Genomic DNA, 1,945 nt, shown 5'->3' on the forward strand with positions numbered 1-1,945 from the left:
ACGGGCAACGGGGTCAACGACGACGGCGCGGCCAACCAGACGGTGACGGCGGCCGACGGCAGCTGGTCGTTCAGCGGCCTCAACGCCAGCTATGCCGGCGCCAAGGTCTACGAGGTCCTGCCAACGGGGTACGTGCAGACGCTTGGCCAAGCCGGCTACAGCATCACCGGCACCTCCGGTACCAACCAGACCGGCCTCGACTTCGCCAACTTCGTGCCGGGTTCCATCCACGGCTTCAAGTTCGAGGATATCGACGCCAACGGCAAGTTCGATGGAACCGATCACGCGATGGCGGGCATCACCATCCAGTTGCAGGGCGATGTGGACGGCAACGGCACGATCGATACCCTTACGACCCTGACCGATGCGAACGGCTTCTACTCGTTCGGCAACCTGCATCCGGGTACCTACACGATTTCCGAGCTGTTCACGGATGGAACGACCTGGGCAGCAACTGTCGATCACAACAAGGATGGCATCGGCGACGCCACCACGACGGTGACCGTGCTCAGCGGACAGGAACTCGTCGCGGTTGCCGGAGAGGAAGGGCAGCTCGACTCTCTGCACACCGAAGTCAATGTCGGCGACGCCCTGACCTTCGGCAACCACAAGCTCGGCGCCCTCGGGCTCACTCCAGGCTTCTGGTTCAACCATGAATATGTGTGGGACGCTCCGATCCTCGGCCCCGACAACAGCAACGGCGGCGTGGACGGCAAGGGTGTCTCCCTCGCGTCCAAGCTCGCTGCAGCCGGCACGATCTCGGCCCCGGACATCGCGAACAATCTGCCCGGAAATCTCGACGTCGATAAGGACGGCCACAAGGATCTGTTGTTCACGGATGCCAGCGGCAAGCAGTTGGTGATCGAGTGGGACGACGCCCGCGAGATCGTCGGCGGTGCGAATGGCACCGGCGGCGACAAGCTTGGCGATTTCGTTCGCTACGCCATCACGACGCTGCTCAACGAGACCGGTGTTCCAAACTTCAACGCTCCGGCCGGCATGAACGCCAACATCACCGACTGGCTGATCGCAAACGGCGGTGTGACGCACACCGACTTCAATGGCGATGGCCTGATAAACAATGCCGACCCTTATATCCTCAACTACAACAATGCCATCGAGAAGGGCAAAGACGGCTTCACGACCACGGTCAAGGCAAGCAGCGCCGCCTGGCAGAACACAGTGGGCGGTGTGCCATCCGGCAGCCAGATCTTTGCCGATATGAACGCCACCACCGATGGCGCCACAGGCAACAACCTGCTCGTATCACTCAACCAGTCGCACGTTTTCACGACCCTCGACGAAGGCGATCACTTCGGCATTGTCGCGGCTCAGTTGAATTATTCGGGCAGCTACCTGCAGCTCCACGTTTGATGAGCCGTGCATAAATCTCAATCGAGGGCGATTCCTATCGCCCTCGATTTTTCGCGCCGGGCGCGATCGATGCCGGGCGCGCGCGAACAAACTCAAGCAAAGGCTAAGGGGCAATATGAACAAGCGCAGTGAGAAGATCATCGACAGGCTCGACGCGCCCGAGATTTTTTGCGATGGCGCCCTCGCCATCAGTTTTCGCCAGGACATGCTGCGCTTTACCCTTTACTCGGATCGCGTCGATGCCGAAGAGCGCGCGAACATCAATCGCGTCGTGGTCGGGCAGCTGGCGTTGCCGTCAGCGGGTTTCGTCGATCTCTACAATCAGATGACCGCGGTCATGGCGCGACTGACGCAGGCAGGCAAAGTGCGTGAGGTCGAAAAGCTCCAGCAACAGCCTTCCTAGAGCGTTTCACCGTTTCACGGAAACGGCGAACCGCTCTATCTCTTTGTTTTGTCGCAATTTCCAGGCGGAAAACCGCTCACACTTTTCCTGAAATTGCTCTAAGGCCTGTTGATATTCAGGATTCCCATCCGGGGCTGAGCGTGATTCAAGCTTCGGATGGAACGATTC

General features: G+C 59.7%; 2 protein-coding genes. Both read left to right on the plus strand.

Going from position 1 to position 1,945, the window contains the following annotated elements:
• Window positions 1-1,374, plus strand: a 1,374-nt coding sequence (locus AB6802_RS10225) for an SdrD B-like domain-containing protein (RefSeq protein ID WP_371009950.1), incomplete at its 5' end; no start/stop codon positions are given.
• 115 nt (window positions 1,375-1,489) lie between these two features.
• Window positions 1,490-1,777 (plus strand): hypothetical protein, encoded by a 288-nt coding sequence (locus AB6802_RS10230; protein ID WP_371009951.1) that lies wholly within the window; start codon window positions 1,490-1,492, stop codon window positions 1,775-1,777.
• Window positions 1,778-1,945: the final 168 nt, after the last annotated feature.

Source organism: Mesorhizobium sp. RCC_202, assembly GCF_041355295.1.
Lineage (GTDB): Bacteria > Pseudomonadota > Alphaproteobacteria > Rhizobiales > Rhizobiaceae > Mesorhizobium.